This window comes from Caproicibacterium amylolyticum, assembly GCF_014467055.1.
Taxonomy (GTDB): Bacteria; Bacillota; Clostridia; order Oscillospirales; family Acutalibacteraceae; genus Caproicibacterium; species Caproicibacterium amylolyticum.
In genome coordinates this window covers 2693146-2717423 of record NZ_CP060696.1, presented here as the reverse complement: position 1 = coordinate 2717423, position 24278 = coordinate 2693146, and the positions used below count along the sequence as shown (strand labels likewise).

Genomic DNA, 24278 nt, shown 5'->3' with positions numbered 1-24278 from the left:
GAGATATTTACATGAACTATGAGGCAATTTTGCATGTACCACTTTCTAATTACGCGTATGGCACTGATGAAGAACATATCGTTTTTCGCTTGAGAACAGCACGAAATGATATTAAGAGCTGTATTCTTCATTATGGTGACCGTTCCTGCCGCCAAACACCAGTGCTCTTTTCAGAATTACCGATGCAGGTAATAGCCAGCGATACATTATTTGATTATTATGAAGTGAAATTGAGAACTCCCTATACCCGTGTCTGCTATTATTTTGAAGTCAGCGATGGCAAAGAATCAAAGCTGTATTATGCAGATGATTTTCATACTGGATTGACTGACGAACGATCTGAATACTACCAGTTTCCATTTAACCGTAAAGAGGATATTGCAGAAGTGCCCAAATGGGTCAATGATGCAATTGTGTATAATATTTTTCCGGACAGCTTTGCGACAGGCTACCGCTTTATTTCAGGATGCAAATGTGAAAAGCAGTATCAAGGACATTTGGTATCTGGGAAAAATGGAGGTACTATTGGCGGAATCCTCGAAAATTTAGATTATATACAGGATTTGGGTGCTAACTGTATTTACTTAAATCCGATTTTTGCTGCAGGAGAATATCATAAATATGATCTTCTTGATTATTTCCATGTCGACCCATGCTTTGGTACAAATGAAGATTTCCATCTGTTGGTGCAAACTTGTCACCAGCGGGATATTCGTGTAATTATTGATGGTGTGTTTAACCACTGTGGATGGAACTTTTCTGTATTCGAAGATGTTGTTAAAAATGGTGAGCAGTCTAAATATAAAGACTGGTTTTACAAACTGCAATTCCCGGTGATTCGTCCGGATAATATGGAGGACTATCCCAATTATTCGTGCTTCGGATATGAGAGAAAAATGCCTAAGATGAATACTTCAAATCCGGAAGTTATCGCATACTTTCAAAAGGTATGCAGCTATTGGATTAAAAATTTTGATATTGATGGCTGGCGGCTAGATGCAGCCAATGAAATTAATTTCGACTTTTGGAGGATGTTCCGTAAAACTGCAAAAGCTTTGAAACCAGATTGCTTGCTAATAGGAGAAATTTGGGAATCTGCTTATCCATGGCTTCATGGTGACCAATTTGATTCTGCCATGAATTATGATATGAGAAAGAACTGCCGTGACTTTTTTGCACTTGAGCAAATTGATGCTGCTCAATTTGAAAGCCGGATAACAAACATGTTAATTCGCTATCCAGAGCAAATGCTTTATGCCCAACTTAATGTGCTTGATACACACGATGTGCCACGCTTTTTGTCTCTGTGTAATGGAAATCAAGAAAAATTCCGGCTAGCGGTTGTGTTCCTATTTACATTCATAGGAATTCCTTCTGTATTTTATGGAGATGAACAAGCCATTCAAGGAATTACAGAAGAGGACTATCGGCAGGTAATGTCTTGGAAAAATACAAAAATGGTTGAATTTTATAAAAACATTATTCAAATTCGCAAATCGAATTTAGCTTTGCGGGAAGGCAAATTTCAAACCGTAAAGGCGAAAAAAAACTCCCGACTGTTTGCTTTTGTTCGTGAAAAGAATAAACAGCTAATATATGTTATCTTAAACGCAGGGAATAGAGAGGAGACGGTGCCAACCGAAATATGTGAAAAAGCAGATGTACTTTTTCAGGAGGGAGTGAGTGATGGGAAAATAGTTCCATATGGTTTCGCAATTTTTCAAAAGAAGTAATGTGCAATTTTCGCATGTTACATAGTAAAGAAGGTCGCTTGCCTTTAGCTTGAATTGCTTGTTTATAGCTAAAAACTAAAATATTTAGGGAGGAAAGTTATATGAACAAAAGGTGCTTTGGGTTGTCAAAATGTCTGGCTGTCATGCTATCAATCGCTATTGTTTGTTCGTCAGGCATGACCAGTGTAGCTGCAGAAGATTCAGCTTTGCCTTCAGATGCTACACTGACTCCGGTCAATTCAAAAATGTGATTTATCAGATTATTACAGACAGATTTTATGACGGAGATAAGAGCAATAACGTTCCGTCCGGCTTTGACCGTTCTCTATATGATGGCACAGGGCAAAAGTATCGGCTATATCAAGGTGGAGACTGGCAGGGCATAATTGACAAAATCCCATATTTAAGAGACATGGGCATTACAGCAGTTTGGATTTCAGCTCCATATGAAAATCGAGATACAGAGATTGATGATTATCAGGCAGATGGAACAGTTGACAAGTGGACTAGCTATCATGGGTATCATGTCAGAAACTATTTTGCAACTAATAAACATTTTGGAACACTAAAGCAATTTCAATCGTTGCGTGATGCGTTGCACGCAAATGGAATTAAACTGATAATTGATTTTGTCACAAATCATACCAGCAGGTCACATAATCCAACGAAAAATTTTTCCAATGAAGATGGTAAGCTTTATGAACCAGATAAGAAGCCAGACGGATCTTATGCATTGGATAACAATGGTGAACCCTATGACTATAATCAAGATGGGAAAACCGAAAACTTGTTGGCTGATCCTAACAATGATGTGAATGGTTGGTTCCATCAGTTTGGTGACAGGGGAAATGATAACTCAGTATGGGGTTATCGAAATAAGGATCTCGGATCACTTGCAGATTTTTCACACGAAAATCCGAATGTTGTAAAATATCTTGAAAGTGCAGTGAAATTTTGGAATGCGCAGAACATCAATGGTCTTCGATATGATGCAACGCTACATGAAAATCCAGCTTTTGTAAAGGGACTTACCGATGCAGTAAACTATCAGTCACCCGTTACTCAATTTGGAGAATTTTTTATTGGTAGACCATCAGACAAGTATTCGGAGTACTGCAGTTTTCCAACTCGAACTGGTGTCAATAACCTCGACTTCGAATATTATCGTGCAAATTCCACTTGCTTTGGAGATTTTTCAACTACAATGGATGACTTTTCTAATATGATGCTTTATACACAGCATGATTATCAATATCCTAATCAGGCAGTTACATTTATAGATAATCAGGATGTGCCGCGCTTTGGCTATCAGCAGCAAAATCATAAAATAGTTGATGATTCTCTGGCAGTTTTATTAACTTCCCGCGGAATTCCAAACATTTATTATGGAACAGAGCAGTATGTTAATCCCAATACAGCAGATAATAGTATTGGCAGAATTTTTATGGAAAAACAGTCTGTGTTTAATGAGAATACATCCGCATATAAGTTAATTAAACGTTTATCCGATTTGAGAAAAAACAATGACGCTATTGCATATGGTCAGACATCAATTCTGTACAGCGATGATAATGTAATGATTTATCAGCGCAAATTTTTTGATGATACTGTTGTAGTTGCTGTTAACCGTCAGCCAGATAAAACATACACATTGTCAAATATCAGTACAAATCTTCCGGATGGAAATTACTCTGACTATCTGAATTCCATGCTGCAAGGCAGTGACACCACTGTTTTAAATGGAAAAATCGGTTCACTTACATTGTCTGGAGGAGAAACAGACGTATGGACCTATCAACCATCAACGACAAGTGTTCCTCATATTGGTGACATCATGTCTACTCAAGGACGTAAAGGCACAAAAGTTTACATTTCAGGAAATAATTTTGAAACATCCTCAGTTGTTAAGTTTGGAAAATCACAGGCGCAGGTGATTTCACAGTCGTCTAATCAAATCGAAGCGATCGTTCCGCAGAGTGCGGAAGCCGGATATAATGATGTAACAGTTGTTAATGATGAGAAGACCAGTAATACAATTAAGTACAATGTACTGTCAGGTGACCAGAATCAGGTCATCTTTCATGTATCAGCATCAACATCTTATGGCGAAAAGCTTTATGTAGTAGGCAATATTCCGGAACTTGGAATGTGGAATTCCAGCCAATCTACAGAAGCAATGCTGTGCCCAGGATATCCAGAGTGGTATTTGCCTGTAAGTGTGCCTGCAGATAAAGAAATCCAATTTAAATTTATTAAAAAGGACGGTAATGGTAAAGTGGTTTGGGAAAGTTCAGCAAATCGAGTCATTAAGTCCGCTTCTGATTCCACTGGAGTTGTGGATACACCTATATATAAGTGGAATGAAAACTAGAAGTTTAACCAATTTTATGCTAAAATGAGTTGCTAGCAGGAATATTTCAGCGTGCAGTGCATCCATTTCTTCTTCAAAAAGCTCGTCTGGCGCACGGCGATGAAAAATGCGTTTTCCTTTAAAGACCAATAACAACCATTATGGTTTTCAATTGTCTCTTTTTTGCATGCTGTAATATAGTCCATAGTGTATGTCCTTCCTGTATGAATCGTTGTGGTTTTAACACAGGGCATCCACTATGGACTTTTTGTATTTAATTAGGTAAATCGGTTTACTAAATATAGCTTTCACGGCTTACAGTTTCTTTGTAATCATGCACAGTACGGCGACACCGATGATTGCCACGCGTCCACTTGTGAAATCGCTCATTTTTATGATAAGCGGCTCGCTGGGCGAACATTCTGATAACAGAATAATGGTGTCACCAGTCTGGTTGAAGCGCTTGAGGCAACCGACACCGTCTATGACGCACGCTACAATTTGGCCATCCGCAGCACTTTTTTGCCGGTGAATTAAAATGGTGGCGCTTTTTTCGAGTCCACTGTTTATCATGCTATCATCTTTTACAACGTAGTAAAAATATTCCGGGCCATTTATGACATCAGCGGGAGCCAAACTAAGGATGTTACTTTCTTCAAGAAGCATTGGCTCCGGAAGAATGTCGATAACAGCCGGAATAATGGATATTCCATCGTTAATTGTGGACTTTATTGGAGTCTCTGATTCATCCCAGCCCATAAGCCAAGAAGGACTTACTTTAAATAGTCTTGCTATTTTTTCAATGGTTTCCGGCTTAATGTTTTTAATCGTACCGGTTTCGTATCGTTGTACCGTGGCATCCTGCACGTCGACTTTTTTTGCCAGTTCTTTTAATGTCAGATTTGCTTCCAGGCGTTTTTTATGGATTCGCTCTCCAATACACATGATTATCACCTCGTACGACTAGTATTTGTTTCTCTTTGGGAATTACGCATGGTGCAATTAGAGCTTGGAATAAGTAAAAGTTACCTTTGCAAATTCATTGACAACTGGCCGAATTATTGAGCCTTTCTCGATTTAATAGAGAGAAAGAAGTAGTACAATCGGCTGAAAACAAAGAATATTGCAGAAAAGCTAGCTATGCTGCATTCTGCTGATAAAACCGTCGTCGAAATTCGGCAGGCGGAAGATTGCCAATTGCAGCGTTTCGGCGTTGCCGATTGTAATAGACCTCTATATATTCAAACACGGCGGCCTGCGCTTGTGCCCGGGTTGCATAATGTTCATGGTAAATCATCTCCAGCTTGATCGTACTGAAAAAGGACTCGGCACAAGCATTGTCGTAAGGCACGCCTTTGCGGCTCATGCTGGGTATGATATGATTCTGTTTCAAAAGACTTTGGTAGTCCGAACTTGCGTATTGGATGCCTTGATCTGAATGATGGATCAAGCCTGCACTTGGCCTGTATCGCCGAATTGCGGCATTCAATGCACGCTTGCAAAGATCGGTATCAATCCGGCTGCCGGTAGCAAAACCAACGATCTGAGGATCAAACAAATCCTTGACGGTGGCCAGATACAGCCATCCTTCATCTGTACGGATATACGTAATGTCGCTCACCCAAACTTTGTTTGGAATCTCCACATGAAAATTCTGCTGAAGCCGGTTTGGAGCCACGGGGTAATTATGCCGGGAATTGGTAGTGGCCTTGAATTTACGGCGACGGATGGAATACAAACCATGTTCTTTCTGGATGCGGTAAAGACGATTGCGGCTGCAATGAGGAAATTTCAAGCGCACATCATCCAGCAACTTATCCAATCCCACCCGGCCTTTATTTTGGTCATAGCTTTCCTTCAGAGTGCCATAAATCTCTTGATTTTCTCGCCGTGTCGCGCTTTCCGGGCAAGCAAGCCACCGATAATATCCGCTTTGGGAGACTTTCAAAATCCGGCACATCTTCACCACAGAATGCTCCCCGCTGCGTTCGCGGATTATCTCGTACTTTTTCTCTGGCCTTGACTGAAGATGGCTGCCGCTTTTTTTAAGATATCCACCGTATCTTCCAAATCCGCTTTTTCTTTCCGAAGTTGCCGTACTTCGTTCTCTAATTGCTGCAAACGGATTTTATCAGGTTCCTGACTATCTGCTTCGGCGGCAAGCCAACGTTCCATAGTTCCTCGGGACACACCCAGATTCCGGCACGCTTCCGCAACGCTTTGCTCGTTCTCCAGCACTAGTTTTATGGCACCTTGCCTGAATTCCTCGCTGTATCGTTTCCCATTATTTTTTCCCATGATGGACATCCTTTCGTAGTGCTTTTATTTTACACTACTCCGCGCTCTCCATCAAATCGGGTATAACTCAAAGGCAGTACCGTGTGCATTTGGTATCAAAATTGGTCACTACTTTCAATACAATGGAATGCAGTTTTCAAATAAAGATCATGGTGAAAGAAGAAAGGACTTTGAAGAACTTATTACTGTCAAGGACATCGTATAAATAAAAAATCGGATTTTCTGTGTTTGTAAATGATGTGACCCAAGGAAGAAGGCAAGGCGATCGAGAGGGCTTTTCCATGCCAGAGTACGCATAGCCTTGTTGTTGCTCCATGATAAATGAGTTTCTAGCTTTTGATTAAGTTCATACACACTGGAAAATTTCTCCCAGTCGTAGAAATAGCGCTGGTCGTTACGATGGCTACGTTCCACTTTACCGTTATGCCACGGAGTGCGAGGTGGGATCAGCCTGTGTGCAATCCCTTTGTCTGCCAGAGCCTTTTCAAACGGACTTTTTCCGTCCGGCTAATGAATTTGTAAGTGAACTCAGTGCCATTGTCTGTCTGGATAGTTTGAATCGGGAAGGGGAACACCTTTAATAACCGACCGAGAAAGTCTGCGGAATTCTCGGGGGTATGCTCTTCATAGCCGAACACATACCGCAGCCGTGTGCATTCATCAATCGCTGTCCACTGGTACAGCCGTTTTCCGTCCCGTTTAGCGGCGCCTTTCAGGCAGCAATATGGAACCTCTTTCACATCTATTTGTACTTTTTCACCGGGCGTTGTCAATTCCGGATACCGCCGTGCCGCCGTCGAGGGACGTTTCCATTTCTTCCCCCAGCCTAAGCCCATACGGGTGGCGGCATGATACATACCACCAAAGCTCCGTGTGTAGCCATGCCCTTTCAGCAGTTCAGCATAGACTCCATCCCAGCCATACCGTGCGTATGCTTTGACGAACGCTTGCCGTATGGCTGCCTCTTCTGCCTCTGAATGTTGTCTGGGATGACTGTTCGGTCTGTGTGAACGCTCCTGCAATGACTGCCATGTCCCGTCGTACCGCTTGCTCCACCGCTTAACACTTGACAGGCTGACTCCGTATTTCCTGGCAGCCTCACTCTTGCCGTGCTTCTCCGCGTAGTCAACTACGCCTTGACGTACTCGTGCTTCCTGTGCTAATCTCTTCATGGGAAGTTTCTGTCCTCTCCTGTTGAATGGTTTGTGGTGAACTCATTCTAACATATGGAGGGCTTTGACTTCCTCTTTTTTGGGTCACATCATTTTAACCTATACAATCGTATAAATAAAAAATCGGATTTGTACTTTTTATCAGTGCAATATCTTTCACGGTCGAATATTAATTTTTGTCGTGCAAGCCGGTGGAGTTTACAAAGTGCGTATGTTTCATCTCGATCTTTTGGGCTTTCCTGTTCATTAGCTCCGCAAAGGAACTCTCCGATCCCGAAACTGCTTTTGCAAGGCCTATGGCACATTCCCCGCCGCTCGGCAAAAGCGCACCATACATCAAATCGACGGAACGCACCCATTCTCCCGGATGAAATCCTGCCGTAGATGCGCCCGCTTTCTCCATTTGGTCAAAAACATCGCTGGTCAATGTTATTCGTTGATTCGGCAAAGGTAGCTTCTGCAGAGCAATCGTGACTGCCATGATTTTCGTTATGGAAGCCAGATAGATCTTTTGATTTGCATATTTTTCCATAAAAATTTGTCCGTCGCTTTTCCGAACAAGAATGGCATTATTGCTTTTTAAGACTTTAAATGAAACAGATGGTTTGCTTTCCTGAGAAAGTTTTGGAACCGGAAGTGTGATTGCCTTTGAGTATATTGCACAATGGGAATCACTACCCACCAAAGGAGCAGACAGTGAATACGACCGTAATTGATATTTTCAGAATTCTAATTCGCGCATTTTCACGGTCATATACTGAATTTCAATTTAGGTTGCCTGATGCCTGCAATAAGAATGCACTGCCAACAGGAAGAACACTAGAATCTCGATAGAGCATGCGCTGAGCATCAGATAAGGCGTCCAGATGCTGAACGCTCCAATTTGCACAAAGGGGATTCGGCTGACCCCGAGCAAATGTCTATAAAAATTTCCCTGTATTCCGACGCTGCCGCCCGGGAGCGCATCGGCAAAAAAAGCCATCATGCTGCCGCTAATGTTTCCCCCGCTTTCAACGATAATCTCCAGCATGATTGGAATCATAAAAATCGTGATAGAGAGAATCAGCGCAGTCGTGGAATTACGGCATTTGGTGGAAATAAACAGCGACAGGCAGGCAGTTGCCAGCAGTGACAGTAGTGTGGCAAGGAGCGTGGCGAACTGTCCCTGCAAAAAGCTCAGCGGGGCAAGGCTGTTCGTTGGAAGAGAGAACTGCATGGATGTCTGAAAGCTATTCCATCCGACTGTATTATTAACCAGCAAAATAAAGATCAGAGAACAGGCAAGAAACATTGCGGCAAGCAGAACCAGAGATGCGCATAGCTTAATGATTACGAATTTTCTGCGGCCGTGTTTTGTGCTGCGCAGAATATCGTCCGCACCGCTTTGATATTCTGTTGCGAAATTTGGTGCGGTAATCATGGCGCCAATCGCAACCAAGAGAAATGCAAGAAAGGTTAGACTCATAGCCGTTCCACCGGGATCGCCTTTTGCAAAAATGAACGGTACTTTAGACTGTGCGTTTAATTTCTCGGCCTGCCGCAAAACACTTTGATTTCCGGAATACTGACCTTCCAACTTGTTTTTTATGATGTCAAACCGCTGTGTGTAAAAATTCTGGAGCCTGTCAGGATTCATCGTACCTAAATCCTGATAACCATTGCTTTCATTTGGAAAGTAGACAGCGTTGATTGCATCTAGAAACGGCTGAATGGGACTTATTTTTTGGCGGTAAACATCCGCCGGTATGTCTTGACCGTATTTTTGATAGACATCATGGAAAGTTTTCAACGCCCGCTGTAGCTTTTCCACGGTTACCGGGCCCACATAAGCATCATTGTCTTCTTTGTTGAGGGCGTCGATGGCCTCACGACCGCCGATGAGTTGTCGTGCATCGGGGTCGTTATAAGTCACCCCCTGAACAGCCATAAAGGCCATAAGGACGGAGAGCACCACGGAAGCGGTCAGCATCACAACAATTCTACGCGTTTTTAAAAGACGCTTTAATTCCAACCAAAAAATATGCATGTTATAACACCCTTCCTGTTGCTTTTGTGTTTTTTACGCTGGACGATAATCTTTTTCAGTATTTTCATGTTTTACATCCTCCGAGAAATAATAGAGGTACAGGTCTTCAAGTGTTGGTTCCACAGGTGCTGCGTCCTCGCACGGCTTTTCTTCGGAGACGATACGGATCATGTTTTTATCGCCCTCATGCCGAATGTTGGAAATCGTGTGCTTTGCGCTAAGCAATTCGGCCTCTTGCGGCTTGACTTTGCATTCCCACACGTAACCATTAATTGAAGCGGTAATTTCGTCCGGTTTGCCCTGATGAATCAGACGACCCTCCTTCATGACAAGAATGGTATCTGCAATGTATTCGACGTCCGACACAATATGAGTGGAGAGGATCACGATCTTGTTCTTTGAAATCTCGGAAATTAGGTTGCGGAAGTGAACACGCTCCTTCGGATCGAGACCCGCAGTCGGTTCGTCAAGCACCAAAATTTTGGGGTCGTTCAATAATGCCTGCGCGATACCCAGGCGTTGTCTCATTCCACCTGAAAAAGTCCTGATTTTTTTATTTGCAACACTCTGAAGTGAAACAGTTTCCAGCAACTCGTTTGCGCGAACCTTTGCGGCACTTTTAGTCAATCCCTTGAGTGCCGCGATGTACAAAAGGTAATCCATTGCGGTAAAGACCGGGTAATATCCAAAATCCTGTGGAAGATAGCCTAACAGATCACGGTAGTTTTCCCCCATAGCGGTGGTATCTCTACCGTCGAGCGTGATGTTTCCGGAAGTCGGATTCAAGATGCCGCATACCATACGCATCAGCGTCGTTTTGCCCGCTCCGTTCGCGCCAAGCAAGCCGTAAATTCCGGGTGTCAACTCGAGGATAAGCGAATCCACGGCAGTTTTTTCTTTGTACCGCTTTGTCAGCCGGTTTAGTGTTAATTCCATTTTTATTCCCCCAAAATAAATTACCATGGAACAGAAAGTGTTTCCTGTTTTGAACCAAAAAGTCGGTCTAAGCCACGAAATGTACGGATTAGTTCGATGACAAAATAGATGAGCGAGCAAAAGAACAGTATGATCCATGCTCCCGTGGCAGCCGCTTCATAATATTCCTTAACAAATGACAAACGTAAAAAAGCGGCAATGCAAACGACGCCTACGGCAGAACAGTAGTATCCAGACTGTGTGTTTTTGACATGATCAAGCACGGTCAAGCAGCCGCAGCAAGTTACATTAAATGGAACAGACAAGTATAAAATCATTCGCAGGACAGGTAAGCCACTGCTTGCAACTGAAGCCGCCAAGATTATTGTTAGGCAACACAGGTCTGTCAGACCAAGGATTAGCATTCGTGTACCCACCAATTTTCTTATTGAAAAGCGGGTACAGGCTTCTATTTCGGCCATGCCATTCGAATAGCTTTTCATGATTTCTGGAAACCCAAGAAAAGCAATCAGTGGCACGACACCGGAAATAGTCAAAAACATGGGCCGCATTTCGTTTAAGGAAATCGAACTCAAGCTGATCACAACTAAAGCGAAAACCAAAAGGACTGCCTGTGACAGCCAGAGTCCACGTCCGATAAAACGCACCTGCATTCGTATAAACTCCCAAAGACCGATTCTCTTAGATATCAGGCGATCATGGTAGGCCTGTCGTGCAAGGCGTACCGTCTGCTTCATCTTTTTTGAGTCATAGGGCGGAACTGTATACTGCTGCAAATAATCGCGAAGTTTCCGATCACTTCGATTCATAATCAATCTCCCTTCATAAGCTTTTTAATCGCTTTTACGCCCTGACTTAGTCTGTATTTCGTGACAGATAATCCGGAACCTGTAATCCGCGCAATGTCTTTAATCTTTAAATCCTGATAAAAGCGAAGCAGAATGACATCTCTTTGCTCATTTGGCAATTCAGATAGAGCCCTCTTGATAGAATCCACCACTTCAAAATGCTCTGTTTCTACATTGTTACTGGGTACTTCTTTTTTTACTTCTTCCAGATGGATTGGTGTGCCTTTCCGCAACATACTTACATAAAGATTATGGGCGATTGTATATAAGTAATTTTTCACTTTTCCTCTTTGTGCATAGCTGTCAAAATTGCGGCAGAAATGCAGAAACGTTTCCTGAGTAATATCCAGTGCGTCATTACGATTTCCCAATTTACGGTAGCAATAGGCATAGACCATACCATAATATTTTTGAATCAACTGATCCATTGCATCAGCATCACCTGCCTTAATGCGCTGGATCAGATTTTCATCATCCACTGCTGCACTTCCTTTTCGTTCATTCATTTATATATAACGCATTACAAGCTGAAAAAGTCAGGGACTGTATTTATTTTTTCGTTGATCACTTACAAATAAATTTCGAAAATTGCACACTTTGTCAGAATAAAGTGTCCGGGGGATTTAAAGCTTGCAAATCTGGTCGAGGTATTTTTCAAATAGCTCTTCAGGAGTGCGATAGTTCAGCCGCTTCCTTGGCGTTGCGTTGATTTCATCCGCGAACATGAGAATCTGGTCGTCAGTGTAGTTGCTCATGGACTTTCCCTTGGGCATAAAACGACGAAGAATTCGATTGATGCGTTCATTGACCGGGCGCTCCCAAGCAAGAGGAATATGGATGCGTAAAGTATACCTGTGTGCCGTAGGCTTCCATCTCAGAAAATGCAGCAAACCCGCTGCCATTATCGGTAGTGATGGTGCGAAAAACTTGCGAAAACCGATTTCTAAATTCGTGATACAGTTGCCGCATTGCATCCGCAACGCCCTGTGTCGTTTTCTCCTGAATGCGAATGGTAAGATAATACCCCGTCAGGCGCTCCACAATCGTGAACGTTACCGGTTCACCTTTCTTTTTTCACCCAAGTACAGTGTCGGACTCCCAATGTTCAAATTGAATTCTTTCTGCCACTTCCGCAGGCCGAAGGTCAATACTTTTTCCGCGCAAGCGCTTAGAAATACGGGGTTTACCATGTTGCCGCCTGCTGAGTACCTCTGGAAGTTGAAACGGCGTGATAGGCAAGTCACCACTCCAAAGCAGATTATACAACGTTTTTGTGCAGGGAATGATATGTCCTTCAAACCGCTTCAAAAGCCTTGCACGGCCTACGCAGGTATCGAAAGACCAGTTGTGTATGCAAAGCTTCTCTACCGCCCAGCGAAGGAAGAAGCTGTTTGCAAGATGCCTTTTAGGGCGACGGCAATGCGCTCGATTCGCTCGATACACTGCCGTCCCACGCTTGGCAGAGTAACCGGGTCTACGCCCATGACGGAGTATTCAGGTGTCCCACGTTTAAGCTCATATCCAACCGTTGATGGGCTGCAATGAATCTCTTGGGCAATCGCTCGGTTAGAAAATCCAAGTCGCTTTAATTGCTGAATCGCACCACGTTCCTCCGATCCTAGGTGCTGACCCCGTTTACGTTCTTCCAATTCTGTGATAGGATATGGCTTGTCCATGGTAATTGGCTCCTTCTGTCAGAATGTTGTGTGGTAACTCTATTCTAACAGAAATCCATTCGCTATGGATTTTTCTATGCGGTGTTCAATTTGGCTTTACAATTAACCTAAAGCGATTTCTTTTCGGATGAGCCGAAATAGTTTCACGGAAACACCTTCTTAAAAAAAGCAGGCGGTTGGCTTTACAAAGACTGGCTTGTAAAACCAACCGTCTGATTTGATTTTTCGGATCGGTCAGATTATTTGACGTATAAGTACGCAGAATCAATTACCATATTGCCTTAACAACCAAAAATATGATCAGTAGCCACACTGCCACGATTGGCAGCGCGTAATACCATTTCCTGGGCTTTCCGGCTGGCCAAAGTCCTTCTGCTTCCTTGCGGCATACGTCGAAAACATCCGCTGGAATCATCCGTATGGTGAGCGTCACCAGTGCTGGAAGCAAAATGATATCATCTATATAGCCCAGTACAGGAACAAAATCCGGAATCAAATCAATTGGAGATAGAGCGTATGCAACTGTCAATCCGGCAATTATCTTGGCCCCAACTGGAGTCTCTTTCTTTTTCATGGCAATAAATACTGCAGGAATGTCTGTTTTAAGTTTTTTGGCCCGTTCCTTCAGGTTCATTCGTTATCCTCCAAATATACGTGTTTATTGGCAATGGCCAGATGGTAGACTTTAATGAGACAGAAATAATGGACTATAAAAAGGCAATGGAATTTGCAAAGGCAAGCGGCGATGAAAAGGTCGTGCAAAAGATGACCGCCGATGGATGCCACCTTATTATGGGAAAGACGTTACATGAAAGATGGCTGTCTATTTGAATCACCTTTCTGCTTATATGGGAAAAGACCCTGAAATTACGAATAGCGGCTACCATACAATGAGAGATATGCTGTCATCGGAATATGGCATTATGGACTCCGTTAATTATCTTAGAGTTGTGATTGATACATTTGAACAGGTAAATCCACAGCTTTATGGTATGGATTTGAGAAAAAATACACAAAACTGAAAATCCCAATTTATTTTTTCTCGGCCGGCACAACGCTAACGCTCCTGCTGTCGTAACACAGCAATATTATGATTGCTTGGAGACTTCTCAAAAAGGCATCATACGGTTTGAGTATTCTGGATTACCAAGACCCGAGGCTTTTTGGAACGACTCAAATAGAATTTCATAGTATATAAGCAAAAAGAGAGTGAAGTGAATGAAAGGCATGACAAACTATGACCGTGCATCCGCTGTAAAATATGCTCACAAGTGGGCATTTGAAAGGAACCCTCGCTTTTACAACTATGATAAAGTTGGGGGGGATTGTACAAATTTTGCGTCCCAATGCCTGCTGGCGGGGAACAGCGTTATGAACTATACACCGACTTCGGGCTGGTATTATGTTAATGCCAATCAGAAGTCTCCAGCATGGACTGGCGTTGAGTATTTTTACAATTTTCTGACACGCCGTGCAAACACAGTCGGGCCCAAAGCCGTGGAGTGCGAAATCCATGAACTGCAGCCGGGTGACATTGTGCAGTTATCTACTCAACATCACGGCTTTGAGCATACTCCCGTTGTCGTTGCCGTATCAGAGCCGTTTGACCCGGAGCATGTCTTGGTAGCTGCGCACAGCTACGACGCGGACTATCGCCCGGTATCCACTTATAACTATGTTATGATTCGGTTCCTTCACATTGAAGGTGTCATAAGTGACAATATTATTTTATGATGAATACATTCTTTGAAAATTTTTTAAGATTACCTGCATCACTATCAGAGCCACCAGACAGGCATGATAAAAAGAACCGTACAGACATACAGCCTGTGCGGTCCTTTTTCACACTACGGTAAAGCGAGCCGGTTTATTATCAAAGATGTTATCGGTTTAAGATCCATACGCCACAGTTTAAATATGCGGCAAAAGTTACCCAGCAGAGGTATGGAATCTGTAAAAATGCGGCGGTGCGGTCAATTTGATAAAAGGAAAGAATCATTGCCAAAATCAACACCCAAAGCAGGATGATTAAGATAAATGCAAATAAATAATTTTGGAGGTTAAAGTAAATCAACGGCCAAATAAAATTGACTGCCAGTTGGATTCCGTAAAGGACAAGGGCTTTTTGCGTTTGGTCAGATTCTGCTGTGTAAATCAAATAAGCAGAGATACCCATTAGAATGAACAATATGGTCCAGACAATGGGGAATAGAAAATCAGGTGGAGAAAGCGGTGGCTGGCGCACGTTTTGAAAAGCGGAGGTGTGCTCTTTTGTCAAGAAACCGGACAGACCACCTGCTGCTAACGGAATCAGAAGATTAATTAATAACGGTTTCCATTGAATTGATTTCATAAGTTCACACCTTTCATTTTGTTTAAGTATATGCGCTTTTTTGTGAAAAAATCATCTTAAATAAAGAAGAAAAAGCAAAACCGGATCAAAAAGGCAAGCTTACTGGTCAAAATAAAAGGACCTGTTGCACTGCGGCACGGCAGCGATATATTTGTGACGTATGCCGCAGCTTTAATTGACTATACTTACTGTGTTGGCGTTATCCGCGCAAAGGCAGGAACAGACTTGCTGCATCCGAATTCCTGGGAAAATCAAAATTATCCGCTTCTTCATTCTTTGAGTATGCCGGATCAGATTGGCGGCGGGCATAATTCTTTTGTAAAAGATGAATATGGAAATGATATTTTGATGATTCATGCAATTCCGCTGCAACACTATTGCAGTGATTCAACGGACATGCGCCGTTATCCTGCGTTTCGCACGGTACACTGGGATGCACAAGGGACCCCGCGCTTGGATATGACACCGGAACGGGAACTAAATCCATGCTTTGCAGAAATTAAAGCAAGTGTACATGTAAAATAAACAGAGGAATATCAGCGGCCATAGCGCAATGCAACTGCCCGTTTTATTTCTGCATTTCAAAAACTCATAATTTGAACAGAGCGTCTGTCTTACACAGGCTGCTCTGTCTTTTTTATTAAGAAAGCAGGCAAAGAACGCGTAAACGTTGTTTTGTCTGCTTTCTTCACTTTATATTTGTAATTGCAAAAGGCTTGCATTTTTTTACAAAAATATTTACGTGTGTTTTAGCCGAGTCCCCAGGTTTCGATACTGGAAACTCGCACATCACCGCCGTGTGCACGCAGGAACAAACCGCTGCTGTTGGCGGAAGGATAAATATTGGAGGACATCACGGTTCTGCCGTCATCTGTAAACACTTCGATTGAGCAGGTATCCGCAAACAAGTGCAGGGTAAGCGTGTTGGAATGAGCCGATTCCAGCGGACAGCGTTTTACCCCATTGTCATAGGTGGATGACGCGCTGCGGTCAAAGACCAGATCGCCATTTTCTAGGTCACAAGTTAAAACAGTCTGCTCTGTTTCGGAACAGCGCAGGAACAGACTGATTTGTTTTGCGGAAGTTGCAGTGAGGTCAAAGCAAATCATCAGTTCAAAGTGAATTCCATCGCCTGCGTGCAGAGTCTGTGCGGTTTCCGCCTGCAGTGTGAAGCCACTGGCGCTCCATGCATCCGTTCGCAGAGTCTTTAACTCCTCAACTGGATGGAAGGAGAGCTTTCCGTCATCACATACTGTGACTTCCCGCGGCAAATTCATGTGGCCGCACCACAAATCCGGCTGTGTTGGACCGAAGCCATTCCACCAGGGCATCCAGTCCCAGCCGTTTGCCCATCCAATCATAATTCGGCGTCCCTTTGCATCCTGAAAAGTTTGTGCCGCGTAAAAGTCAAAGCCCCAGTCTGTTTCACCCAATGTTTCGGCAGCGAAAGTTCCGCTTTCATAGTTCAAATGTCCGGTCAGATAACTTGCTTTGCGGTCCTCAAAACCAACTGGTGAAAACAGCAGTACGCCGGTCCCGTTTATTTCAAAGAAGTCCGGGCACTCCCACATACTGCCCAGTTTGGGGTCGCCGCCGGCAAGCAGACTTAAAAAGTCCCAGTGGATTAGGTCAGTGGAACGGTAAAGCAGGGCGGAGCCGCTTTCCTTTTCCTGCGCCGCGGTGACCATATACCAAAAATTTCCGTGTTTCCAGACCTTTGGGTCACGAAAATCACGCTCTGCTTTGCCGCTTCGCTTTAAAATCGGGTTGCCCGGGTACTTTTCAAAGGTAATTCCGTCTTTGCTCTGCGCAAGGCACTGCACCTGAACCTGCTGTCCGTTCACGGTACTTGCCCCTGTGTACAGCAAGTTAAGCATCCCTTCATTTTCCACGGCACTGCCGGAAAAACAGCCGCCTTGCCCTTGTTCATATTCTTCGCTGGGAGCAAGGGCAATCGGAAGATGCTCCCAGTGAATGAAGTCGCGGCTTACCGCATGGCCCCAGTGCATGGGCCCCCAAACTGCTTTGTAGGGATTATGCTGGTAAAAAAGGTGATATATCCCTTTATACTGAATCAGACCGTTCGGGTCATTGATCCAGCCGGCTGGCGCCATAAAATGGTACCGCTGCCGAAATCGGTGGCTTACCTGCCTGCTTGTCTCCTGCACAAAGCGAGTTGCCTTTTGTACGTTTTGCTTGTGTGACTCTTTGGACATAATGCTCACCCTACTCCTTGTTTCAATGTTTTTTTAGCCGTGAAAAGAAGGCCAAGACGGTTCTATTGTGCCGGAGCATATATAACCCGCCGCAAAAAATGGTAACGGCAAAAACAATGCCCGCAATCAGAAGATAAGTTTGACGAATTCCAAGCCATTCGCTTACATAACCACCGCCGATATTTCCTAAAATGCTGCTGATGCCGGATTGGGCGATGACCAGCACACTTTGCCCAACGGCTTTATGTGTCGCCGGGATTTCTCGGTTTATATAGGTTACCATGCTATAAAAAATCGTCATGGAAGTGATGCCCTGCATGGTTTGTGCAAGAATAATCATGCCTATGTTTTGTGCAAAAAAGTAGAGCAGCATTCGTAAGCCGAGCAAGAGTCCGGCGGCGGTGATAATTGTGACAATATTGATGTGGTCAAACTGGCGGGAAAATTTCGTAATCAGTATCAGAACGGGGACTTCACTGATGGAGGATGCACAGAGTGCGATACCAAGCAGAGTACCGGACGGTGTCATTTGTTTCGCGTAGATTCCAACAAAGTTAAAATTAAAGCTTAATGCAAAGAAAAGCACACAGGAAAAACAAATCAAGAAAACAAATTTGCGCTTGTCAAAGGGCTTTTGCTCTGCTTTCTCAGCATGGGGCAAGTTAACTGCTGCATTTGGCTCAGAATTTGGCAGCAGGCAGGAAGTAATTAGTGCGAGAAACAGCAGACCAGAGCAGAGCAGAAACAGTAAATTAAGATGTTCGTTGAAAAAATTACCAAGCAGCAGAACGACTATGGAAAAACCAATGGACCCTCCAACGCGCACAGCACTGTAGTTGTGGCCGGACCGGGTAATGTAATCTACAGCAATCGTGTCACTTAGCGGCTGAATTGCGGTATAAAACAGCATGAACAGCATGGTGATAACCATGTAAAACAGATACCCGGTGTGAACAGAATAGAGCAAAACGGAAGCAGAGCTGCCAAACAATGCGGCTGTCAGGACAAGGCGGTGCTTTCCAGTTCGGTCGCTTACCATGCCCCAGACTGGCTGCACAAACAGGGAGAACAGTGGGCCAATCGTTGTCAATGTTCCAATTTCAGACAGCGAAAAGCCGGCTTTCATATAGTAAATGCTGATGTACCCTCCGTATACGGCAATGCCGGCATACAGGATAACATAATAAAAGAAATACAATCGGACCGGAAAATTCCTGATTTTATTCATAAAACCTCATTGCTTAACGCGGCATTTGCTAAAAAATATAATCATCAGCGGACTGCAGGACAAGGACTTCTTAGTGATGGATCAAGTTTTGTGCTGACGGACAAAGGCAAGGAATCGATAAAAGTTTCTCTGAAACAATTCTGTAGAAATGCGTTCTGCCGAAATTAAGCTGTTTGTCTTTTTCGTTTTGATTAAGGTGCAACGGCCCGGTTTAATTCCATAATAAAGCAGTCAAACTCTTCCTGCGTGTATTTTGCCCCGAACATAAAAAGATTGCGCAGAGGCATGTCCCGCATCCAGTCGGCTTGTGCTTCCAGACCCGTAAAGCCGGATTTTGCAAGGAATTTCTGCAGAATTACGCGGGCTGCTGGCTCATCCCAAACCGCTGCGGTCAGCGTGTGACGGGTAAAGCTCAGGGGCTTCGGCACAGCGGGATGTACTGTTACAGAAGCGCAAAGCGGTGTATTGACACTGGACCCGCCGACAAGGATGTTAAAGACACCGTCTTCAACAGTCCAGCCATGCATTGCAGTATCATAATACGCAAATGCGCGTTTGGACAGGGTGAAAACAACAGTCCGCTCTTCGTCCGGCTTTAGTTCTATACTGCAGAAGTCACGCAATTCTTTGACAGGACGAACGACGCTGCTTTCTGCATCGCTGACATACAACTGTACAATTTCCCGCCCAGCCCTGCTGCCGGTGTTTTTCACGGTTACACGCACAGTCAGTGTGTTATCTTCCTGCATCTCAGTGTGGTCAGTCTCAATAGCAAGATAGGAAAAGGTTGTGTAGGAAAGACCGTGCCCAAACGGAAAGAGCGGCGCAAGCTGCTTCTTCTCGTAATAGCGGTATCCGACAAAAACACCTTCCTGATACTGCACGAGATCGGGACTGCTTGTTGGAAAGTTTAAATAGGAGGGGTTGTCACTCAGCTGCCGCGGGAAGGTCTCCGCCAGTTTGCCGGAGGGGTTGACATCACCAAACAGAATTGCAGCCTGGGCTCCGCCGGTTGCCTGCCCGCAGAGGTAGCTTTCCAAAATTGCGGGAACGCGGTCTGCCCATGGCATTTCGATTGGAGAACCGTTGCTTAAAACAACCACTGTTTTTTTCTGGGCACGTGCGACTGCCTCAATCAGAGCAATGTGGCTTTTTGGCATGCGCATATGAGAGCGGTCAAAACCTTCTGACTCATAGGAATCCGGCAGGCCAGCGAAAATCACAGCGGTGTCGGCTTCTGCCGCAGCTTTAGCGGCTTCTGCAATCAGAGCAGTGTTCGGCTGGTCATCAGAGAGGGAATATCCCGCACTGAAGGAAACGGAAAGTTCGGGTGCGGCTTTCTGGATTTCATCCAGCGGTACGTCCAACTTTGTTGGATGAATATGAGAACTGCCGCCGCCCTGATAACGCTGTGTTTTGGCAAATTCACCGATGACCGCAAGGTGTCCGGACTTTTTCAGTGGAAGTACAGCTTCATTTTTCAGCAGAACCATGCAGTGCTCTGCAATTTTCCGGGCGAGGGCATGGTGCTGCTCAAACATAACTTTGGAATCCAGTTTGTCTGCTGTCCCTTTTTGGGCAGCAGCTTTTTCGGCTAACTTCAGTACGCGTGTGACACATTTGTCCAGAGCCGCTTCAGAAAGATTCCCGTTTTTTACCGCACGTATGATTTTCTGCGGCCCGATGCTGCAGCCGCCGGGCATTTCGAGATCCAGACCTGCTTCAATGCCTTTGTCGCGATCACTGACTGCACCCCAGTCAGACATCACAAGACCGTCAAATCCCCATTCACTGCGCAAAATGTCTGTTAAAAGATATTTATTTTCCGAACAATAGGTGCCGTTTAGCCGGTTGTACGCACACATAATTGTCCACGGCCGTGCATTTTTTACGGCATATTCAAAGGCACTCAGGTAAATTTCCCGAAGTGTGCGTTCGTCCACAATGGTATCCGTGGTCAGGCGCCCGGTTTCCTTGTTGTTTGCGGCGAAGTGCTTCAGGGAAGTGCCGACGCCCTCTTTTTGCACGCCGTTGATATAAGCGGCCGCAAGAGAACCAGCCAGACAAGGGTCTTCGGAATAATATTCAAAGTTTCGCCCGCACAGCGGAGAGCGTTTTATATTGACAGCCGGGCCGAGCAGGACGGAAACACCTTGAGATCGGCATTCCTCGCCCAGGGCAGCGCCCAGTTCGGAAAGGAGGGCTGTGTCCCAGGAGGCGCCAAGTGCGGAGCCGTTCGGGAAACAGGTGGCCGGTTCACTTTGACCGGGGACATCTGTTTCCCGGCGCAGTCCGTGCGGTCCATCAGACACGGTTACCTGCGGAATTGAGAAACTTTTTGGAGATACAGTGTGCCAGGGGTCTGCACCGGAGCAAAGGTATGCCTTTTCTTCCAGTGTAAGCTTTTTTAAAATTTCCTGAATATCCATTGGAAAGCTCCTTCTTAATCAAAGATAGGCAAAACTGCCTTATGGTTTTTATAGCTTTTCTGGTTGGTATTTCTGCCGCACATCAGGTGGAACTGCGCTCAATCAAATTAACAGGTAAAATTGTGCACATGGGTACAATCTCTCCTTTAATTTCATCCAGCAGAAGTTCAAAGGCATATTTGCAGAGCTGCTTGATCGGCTGATGAATCGTGGTGAGCGGCGGGGCAGTAAGGGCGGCGATGTTCACATCGTCAAAGCCGACAAGTTTCAAATCTTCGGGAATTCGCCGTCCCTCTTTAGCGGCAATCTGAATGACCTGAGCGGCAATAATGTCGCTGCTGGCAAAGATTCCGTCAACGTCCGGATGCTTTTGAAATAGTTTCTGGATATTGTTGTAATAGGTCATCGACGAAAACTGGTCTTCGTTTGTGGCAACTACAATCGGCTCAACTCCATTTTTCCGGCAGGTTTCTTCAAAGGCATTGCTCCGCAGATTTGCGGTCATATGCAGAGTCGGCGAGCCGCAGATGTGTGCAATTTTTTTGCAGCCTTTTTCAATCAGATGGGTGGTTGCCAGCAGACCGCCCTGATAGTTGTCAGACGAAACATAAGGAATTTCGTTGCTGAGGATGCGGTCAATGGAAACAATGGGCGGTCCTTCTTGGATTTCATCGTGAATATCCATGTTGCGGCTGCACAAAATGATACCGTCCACTTTATAACCCTTTAAAATTCGGAAATACTCAAGCTCTTTATCACGTTCAAAGTAAGAATTACAGAGTATGATTTTGTAATTCATCTTTGAAGCATAATGCTCAAGATACTGTACAATCATACCGAAATAAGGGTGTGTTACGAATGGAACCATTACACCAATGGTTTTTGTATACTGCCTGAATATGGATTTTGCAAGTTCATTTGGTACGTAATTCAGCTGCTGCATGGCTTCATGCACTTTGTTCTTGGTTTCCTCACTGATGTATCCGCGGTTGTTCAGAACACGGGAAACGGTTCCTACGGAAAGGCCCGCCAATTTCGCTACATCTTTAATATTCGCCAATAAAATCATCCCATTCTTTTCTACAGCAGGAAGGAAGCGGACCGCATCCCTCTGTATGCTTTGAAAATATATTAACAGATTGATATTCAATTATTCTATGTAAGTTTATCATCGTTTTATCAAAAATACAAGTTATTAAGGCCAATAAAACGAAATAAGTTTAATTAATTCTGGACAAATCCCCATTGTGGCGGAAGAATCATACCATTAAACCTGATTTATATATCAATGCGTTGTTATTTCGTTTGCAGAAAAAATGGGATAAACAAGCAATAAGATAGTGACCACAAGGCAAAACAATCCAAATATATTGAATTTAGAACATATAAACGCACAAAAAGTTTAAAAAAATATTAAAAATTATAAATCAACGTATTGACATACATGATTTGTGGATTTATAATACAAGCACATCAAGTAAGCAACTTGCACATGAATACGAGGAAATGTGAGAATAATTTTACACATATGATGTTCTCACGCAAACAAACGATTAGGGAAGAAGAGGTATGAAAATGAAAAGAACACGTATTACATCCATGGCTCTTGCCTCAGTGCTGGCAGCGTCAACACTTTTGGCCGGCTGCGGCCAAACAAACACCGCCTCCTCCACAGCAGGTTCCACTGCCGCTGCAAGCGGCAAGGTAAACATCACTTTGCTGAACAGCAAGAGTGAAATTGCAAAGCCGCTGGAGAAGGCCGTGGAGACCTTTAACCAGACCAACAAAGACGGCATCACCATTACAATGTCAACGGTGTCGGCAAGCTCTACAGTAGATGAAACGATGATGAGTAAGTATGCTTCCGGCAACCCCTGCACCATCAACATGGTGGACCCAACCAACATTGCATCATATGTCAGCAAATCTGCTGATCTTTCTTCCGAGTCCTGGGTCAGCAAAATCAGCCCTTCCTTTACTTCAACTTTGGAAAACGGCGGAAAAGTTTATGCGTTCCCGTTTGCAGTTGAAGGTGACGGCCTAATTTACAACAAGAACACGATTGAAAAAGCCACCGGAAAAACTTTTGATCCGAGCACCGTTAAGAGCCTCTCTGATTTGGAAGCTCTGTACAAGAAGATTCAGGCCGGCGGTGTTGCTCCGGTTCAGATTTCCCACGATGACTGGTCTTTGGCTTCCCACTACCTTGCATATTCCTATGTAACACAGGGTAAATCCGATGCAGATTACTACAAGAAGCTAAAGAGCGGCGAGGCCAGCCTGAAAGACAACACCGTTTACAACGGCCTGCTGAATCTGTTGGATCTGAACGGCAAATACAACATTTACAAGTCTTCTCCGATGTCCTCTGATTACAACACCTCTGACCCGAAGAACATTGCAACAGGCAAGGCTGCTTTCTGGTTCAACGGTGTTTGGGTGATGCCTAACGTTTCTCAGTTCCTGACCGGCGACCACGCAAAAGACGAGCTCGGATTCCTGCCGCTGTTTGCAGACAGCAAAACTTCCGATTCCATTGCCGCTGCTGTAACAAAGGTCATGCTGGTCGACAATACAAAGTCCACTCCGGAACAGCGCAAAGCTGCAAACACCTTCTTTAACTGGCTTGCCACTGACGAAGCAGGACAGAAGGCACTGGGCACCGACATGGGTATCATTTCCGCTTTCAAGGATGCAAAGTATATACCGGACAACAGCTTGGCAAAGTCTCTCGTAAGCTACATCAACGCGGGTAAAACCATTGGATTTGCTAATCTTTCCGGCGATTACTCCACAAAGGTAGGCGCATTTGTGCAGCAGTATCTGACAGGTGCAATGAACAAAGACACGCTTACGAAGTCTATTGACAGCTACTTCCAATCCGCTGCTTGGGTAAAATAAAAAACCATAGGCAAACGACTTTCCGACAAAACCATAAATTCCAAACAAACCTACAAGTGAAATGGAATTTCGGTGCGGCATGTCCCTGCGCGCTATTCTCGCAGCAATGGCG

General features: G+C 44.3%; 25 protein-coding genes. 6 read left to right on the top strand and 19 right to left on the bottom strand.

Annotated elements, in window-relative coordinates:
* Window positions 1–11: 11 nt before the first annotated feature.
* Window positions 12–1733, top strand: a complete 1722-nt coding sequence (locus H6X83_RS13100; RefSeq protein WP_212506900.1) for a glycoside hydrolase family 13 protein — start codon at window positions 12–14, stop codon at window positions 1731–1733.
* 247 nt (window positions 1734–1980) lie between these two features.
* Entirely contained in the window at window positions 1981–4104 is a 2124-nt protein-coding gene (locus tag H6X83_RS13095; RefSeq protein WP_212506899.1) for an alpha-amylase family glycosyl hydrolase, read from the top strand.
* A 294-nt stretch (window positions 4105–4398) separates the two neighbouring features.
* Here the strand turns inward: H6X83_RS13095 and H6X83_RS13090 are convergent, their stop codons facing one another.
* From H6X83_RS13090 to H6X83_RS13035, 14 genes are all read right to left on the bottom strand, one after another.
* Window positions 4399–5028 (bottom strand): LexA family protein, encoded by a 630-nt coding sequence (locus H6X83_RS13090; protein WP_212506898.1) that lies wholly within the window; start codon window positions 5026–5028, stop codon window positions 4399–4401.
* Window positions 5029–5221: 193 nt separating this feature from the next.
* Window positions 5222–6079: an IS3 family transposase gene (locus tag H6X83_RS13085; RefSeq protein WP_246419670.1), complete on the bottom strand. Its 858-nt coding sequence runs from the start codon at window positions 6077–6079 to the stop codon at window positions 5222–5224.
* Window positions 6079–6381, bottom strand: coding sequence for a transposase (locus tag H6X83_RS13080; protein WP_212506897.1), 303 nt, complete (start codon window positions 6379–6381; stop codon window positions 6079–6081). Before H6X83_RS13080 ends, H6X83_RS13085 begins: the two co-directional genes overlap by 1 nt.
* Window positions 6382–6528: 147 nt before the next feature.
* Window positions 6529–6795 carry a hypothetical protein gene (locus tag H6X83_RS14840; RefSeq protein ID WP_425489195.1) on the bottom strand — a complete coding sequence of 89 codons (267 nt, stop codon included), beginning with the start codon at window positions 6793–6795 and terminating at the stop codon, window positions 6529–6531.
* A 32-nt stretch (window positions 6796–6827) separates the two neighbouring features.
* Window positions 6828–7553: a DDE-type integrase/transposase/recombinase gene (locus H6X83_RS13070; RefSeq protein WP_212505907.1), complete on the bottom strand. Its 726-nt coding sequence runs from the start codon at window positions 7551–7553 to the stop codon at window positions 6828–6830.
* A gap of 169 nt (window positions 7554–7722) precedes the next feature.
* Window positions 7723–8235, bottom strand: coding sequence for a D-alanyl-D-alanine carboxypeptidase family protein (locus H6X83_RS13065; RefSeq protein ID WP_281391082.1), 513 nt, complete (start codon window positions 8233–8235; stop codon window positions 7723–7725).
* A gap of 87 nt (window positions 8236–8322) precedes the next feature.
* Window positions 8323–9579, bottom strand: a complete 1257-nt coding sequence (locus H6X83_RS13060) for an ABC transporter permease subunit (RefSeq protein WP_212506895.1) — start codon at window positions 9577–9579, stop codon at window positions 8323–8325.
* 33 nt (window positions 9580–9612) lie between these two features.
* On the bottom strand, window positions 9613–10515 hold the full coding sequence (locus H6X83_RS13055; RefSeq protein WP_212506894.1) for an ABC transporter ATP-binding protein: 903 nt from the start codon (window positions 10513–10515) through the stop codon (window positions 9613–9615).
* Between the two features lie 20 nt (window positions 10516–10535).
* Window positions 10536–11324 (bottom strand): hypothetical protein, encoded by a 789-nt coding sequence (locus H6X83_RS13050; RefSeq protein WP_212506893.1) that lies wholly within the window; start codon window positions 11322–11324, stop codon window positions 10536–10538.
* Between the two features lie 2 nt (window positions 11325–11326).
* A complete protein-coding gene (locus tag H6X83_RS13045) occupies window positions 11327–11842 on the bottom strand; it encodes an RNA polymerase sigma factor (protein WP_212506892.1) in 516 nt (171 codons plus the stop codon).
* 144 nt (window positions 11843–11986) lie between these two features.
* Complete coding sequence (locus tag H6X83_RS14715; protein ID WP_281390986.1) at window positions 11987–12118, bottom strand: hypothetical protein; 132 nt, start codon at window positions 12116–12118, stop codon at window positions 11987–11989.
* A 46-nt stretch (window positions 12119–12164) separates the two neighbouring features.
* Window positions 12165–12404, bottom strand: a complete 240-nt coding sequence (locus H6X83_RS14875) for a hypothetical protein (RefSeq protein ID WP_484484197.1) — start codon at window positions 12402–12404, stop codon at window positions 12165–12167.
* 323 nt (window positions 12405–12727) lie between these two features.
* Window positions 12728–13039: a helix-turn-helix domain-containing protein gene (locus H6X83_RS14870; RefSeq protein WP_212506891.1), complete on the bottom strand. Its 312-nt coding sequence runs from the start codon at window positions 13037–13039 to the stop codon at window positions 12728–12730.
* Between the two features lie 268 nt (window positions 13040–13307).
* Window positions 13308–13673: a YkvA family protein gene (locus H6X83_RS13035; protein WP_212506890.1), complete on the bottom strand. Its 366-nt coding sequence runs from the start codon at window positions 13671–13673 to the stop codon at window positions 13308–13310.
* A gap of 68 nt (window positions 13674–13741) precedes the next feature.
* Between H6X83_RS13035 and H6X83_RS14710 the strand changes: the two genes are divergently transcribed.
* Entirely contained in the window at window positions 13742–13870 is a 129-nt protein-coding gene (locus H6X83_RS14710) for a hypothetical protein (RefSeq protein ID WP_281390985.1), read from the top strand.
* A gap of 387 nt (window positions 13871–14257) precedes the next feature.
* Window positions 14258–14773 carry an amidase domain-containing protein gene (locus tag H6X83_RS13030; RefSeq protein ID WP_212506889.1) on the top strand — a complete coding sequence of 172 codons (516 nt, stop codon included), beginning with the start codon at window positions 14258–14260 and terminating at the stop codon, window positions 14771–14773.
* 148 nt (window positions 14774–14921) lie between these two features.
* Here H6X83_RS13030 and H6X83_RS13025 read toward each other — a convergent pair whose 3' ends face one another.
* Window positions 14922–15392 (bottom strand): TspO/MBR family protein, encoded by a 471-nt coding sequence (locus H6X83_RS13025; RefSeq protein WP_212506888.1) that lies wholly within the window; start codon window positions 15390–15392, stop codon window positions 14922–14924.
* 60 nt (window positions 15393–15452) lie between these two features.
* Here H6X83_RS13025 and H6X83_RS13020 point away from each other — a divergent pair, with 60 nt between their 5' ends.
* Window positions 15453–15917: a family 43 glycosylhydrolase gene (locus H6X83_RS13020; RefSeq protein ID WP_212508591.1), complete on the top strand. Its 465-nt coding sequence runs from the start codon at window positions 15453–15455 to the stop codon at window positions 15915–15917.
* A gap of 224 nt (window positions 15918–16141) precedes the next feature.
* Here H6X83_RS13020 and H6X83_RS13015 read toward each other — a convergent pair whose 3' ends face one another.
* The 4 genes from H6X83_RS13015 to H6X83_RS13000 form a co-directional block, all read right to left on the bottom strand.
* On the bottom strand, window positions 16142–17608 hold the full coding sequence (locus tag H6X83_RS13015) for a glycoside hydrolase family 32 protein (RefSeq protein ID WP_212506887.1): 1467 nt from the start codon (window positions 17606–17608) through the stop codon (window positions 16142–16144).
* Window positions 17609–17630: 22 nt separating this feature from the next.
* The gene (locus tag H6X83_RS13010) at window positions 17631–18836 is read right to left on the bottom strand and encodes an MFS transporter (RefSeq protein WP_212506886.1); all 1206 of its coding nucleotides are present in this window, start codon (window positions 18834–18836) and stop codon (window positions 17631–17633) included.
* Window positions 18837–19027: 191 nt separating this feature from the next.
* Complete coding sequence (locus tag H6X83_RS13005) at window positions 19028–21265, bottom strand: glycoside hydrolase family 3 C-terminal domain-containing protein (RefSeq protein ID WP_212506885.1); 2238 nt, start codon at window positions 21263–21265, stop codon at window positions 19028–19030.
* Between the two features lie 82 nt (window positions 21266–21347).
* Complete coding sequence (locus H6X83_RS13000; RefSeq protein WP_246419279.1) at window positions 21348–22334, bottom strand: LacI family DNA-binding transcriptional regulator; 987 nt, start codon at window positions 22332–22334, stop codon at window positions 21348–21350.
* Window positions 22335–22840: 506 nt separating this feature from the next.
* Between H6X83_RS13000 and H6X83_RS12995 the strand changes: the two genes are divergently transcribed.
* Window positions 22841–24166 (top strand): ABC transporter substrate-binding protein, encoded by a 1326-nt coding sequence (locus tag H6X83_RS12995; protein ID WP_212506883.1) that lies wholly within the window; start codon window positions 22841–22843, stop codon window positions 24164–24166.
* The last annotated feature ends 112 nt before the right edge of the window (window positions 24167–24278 follow it).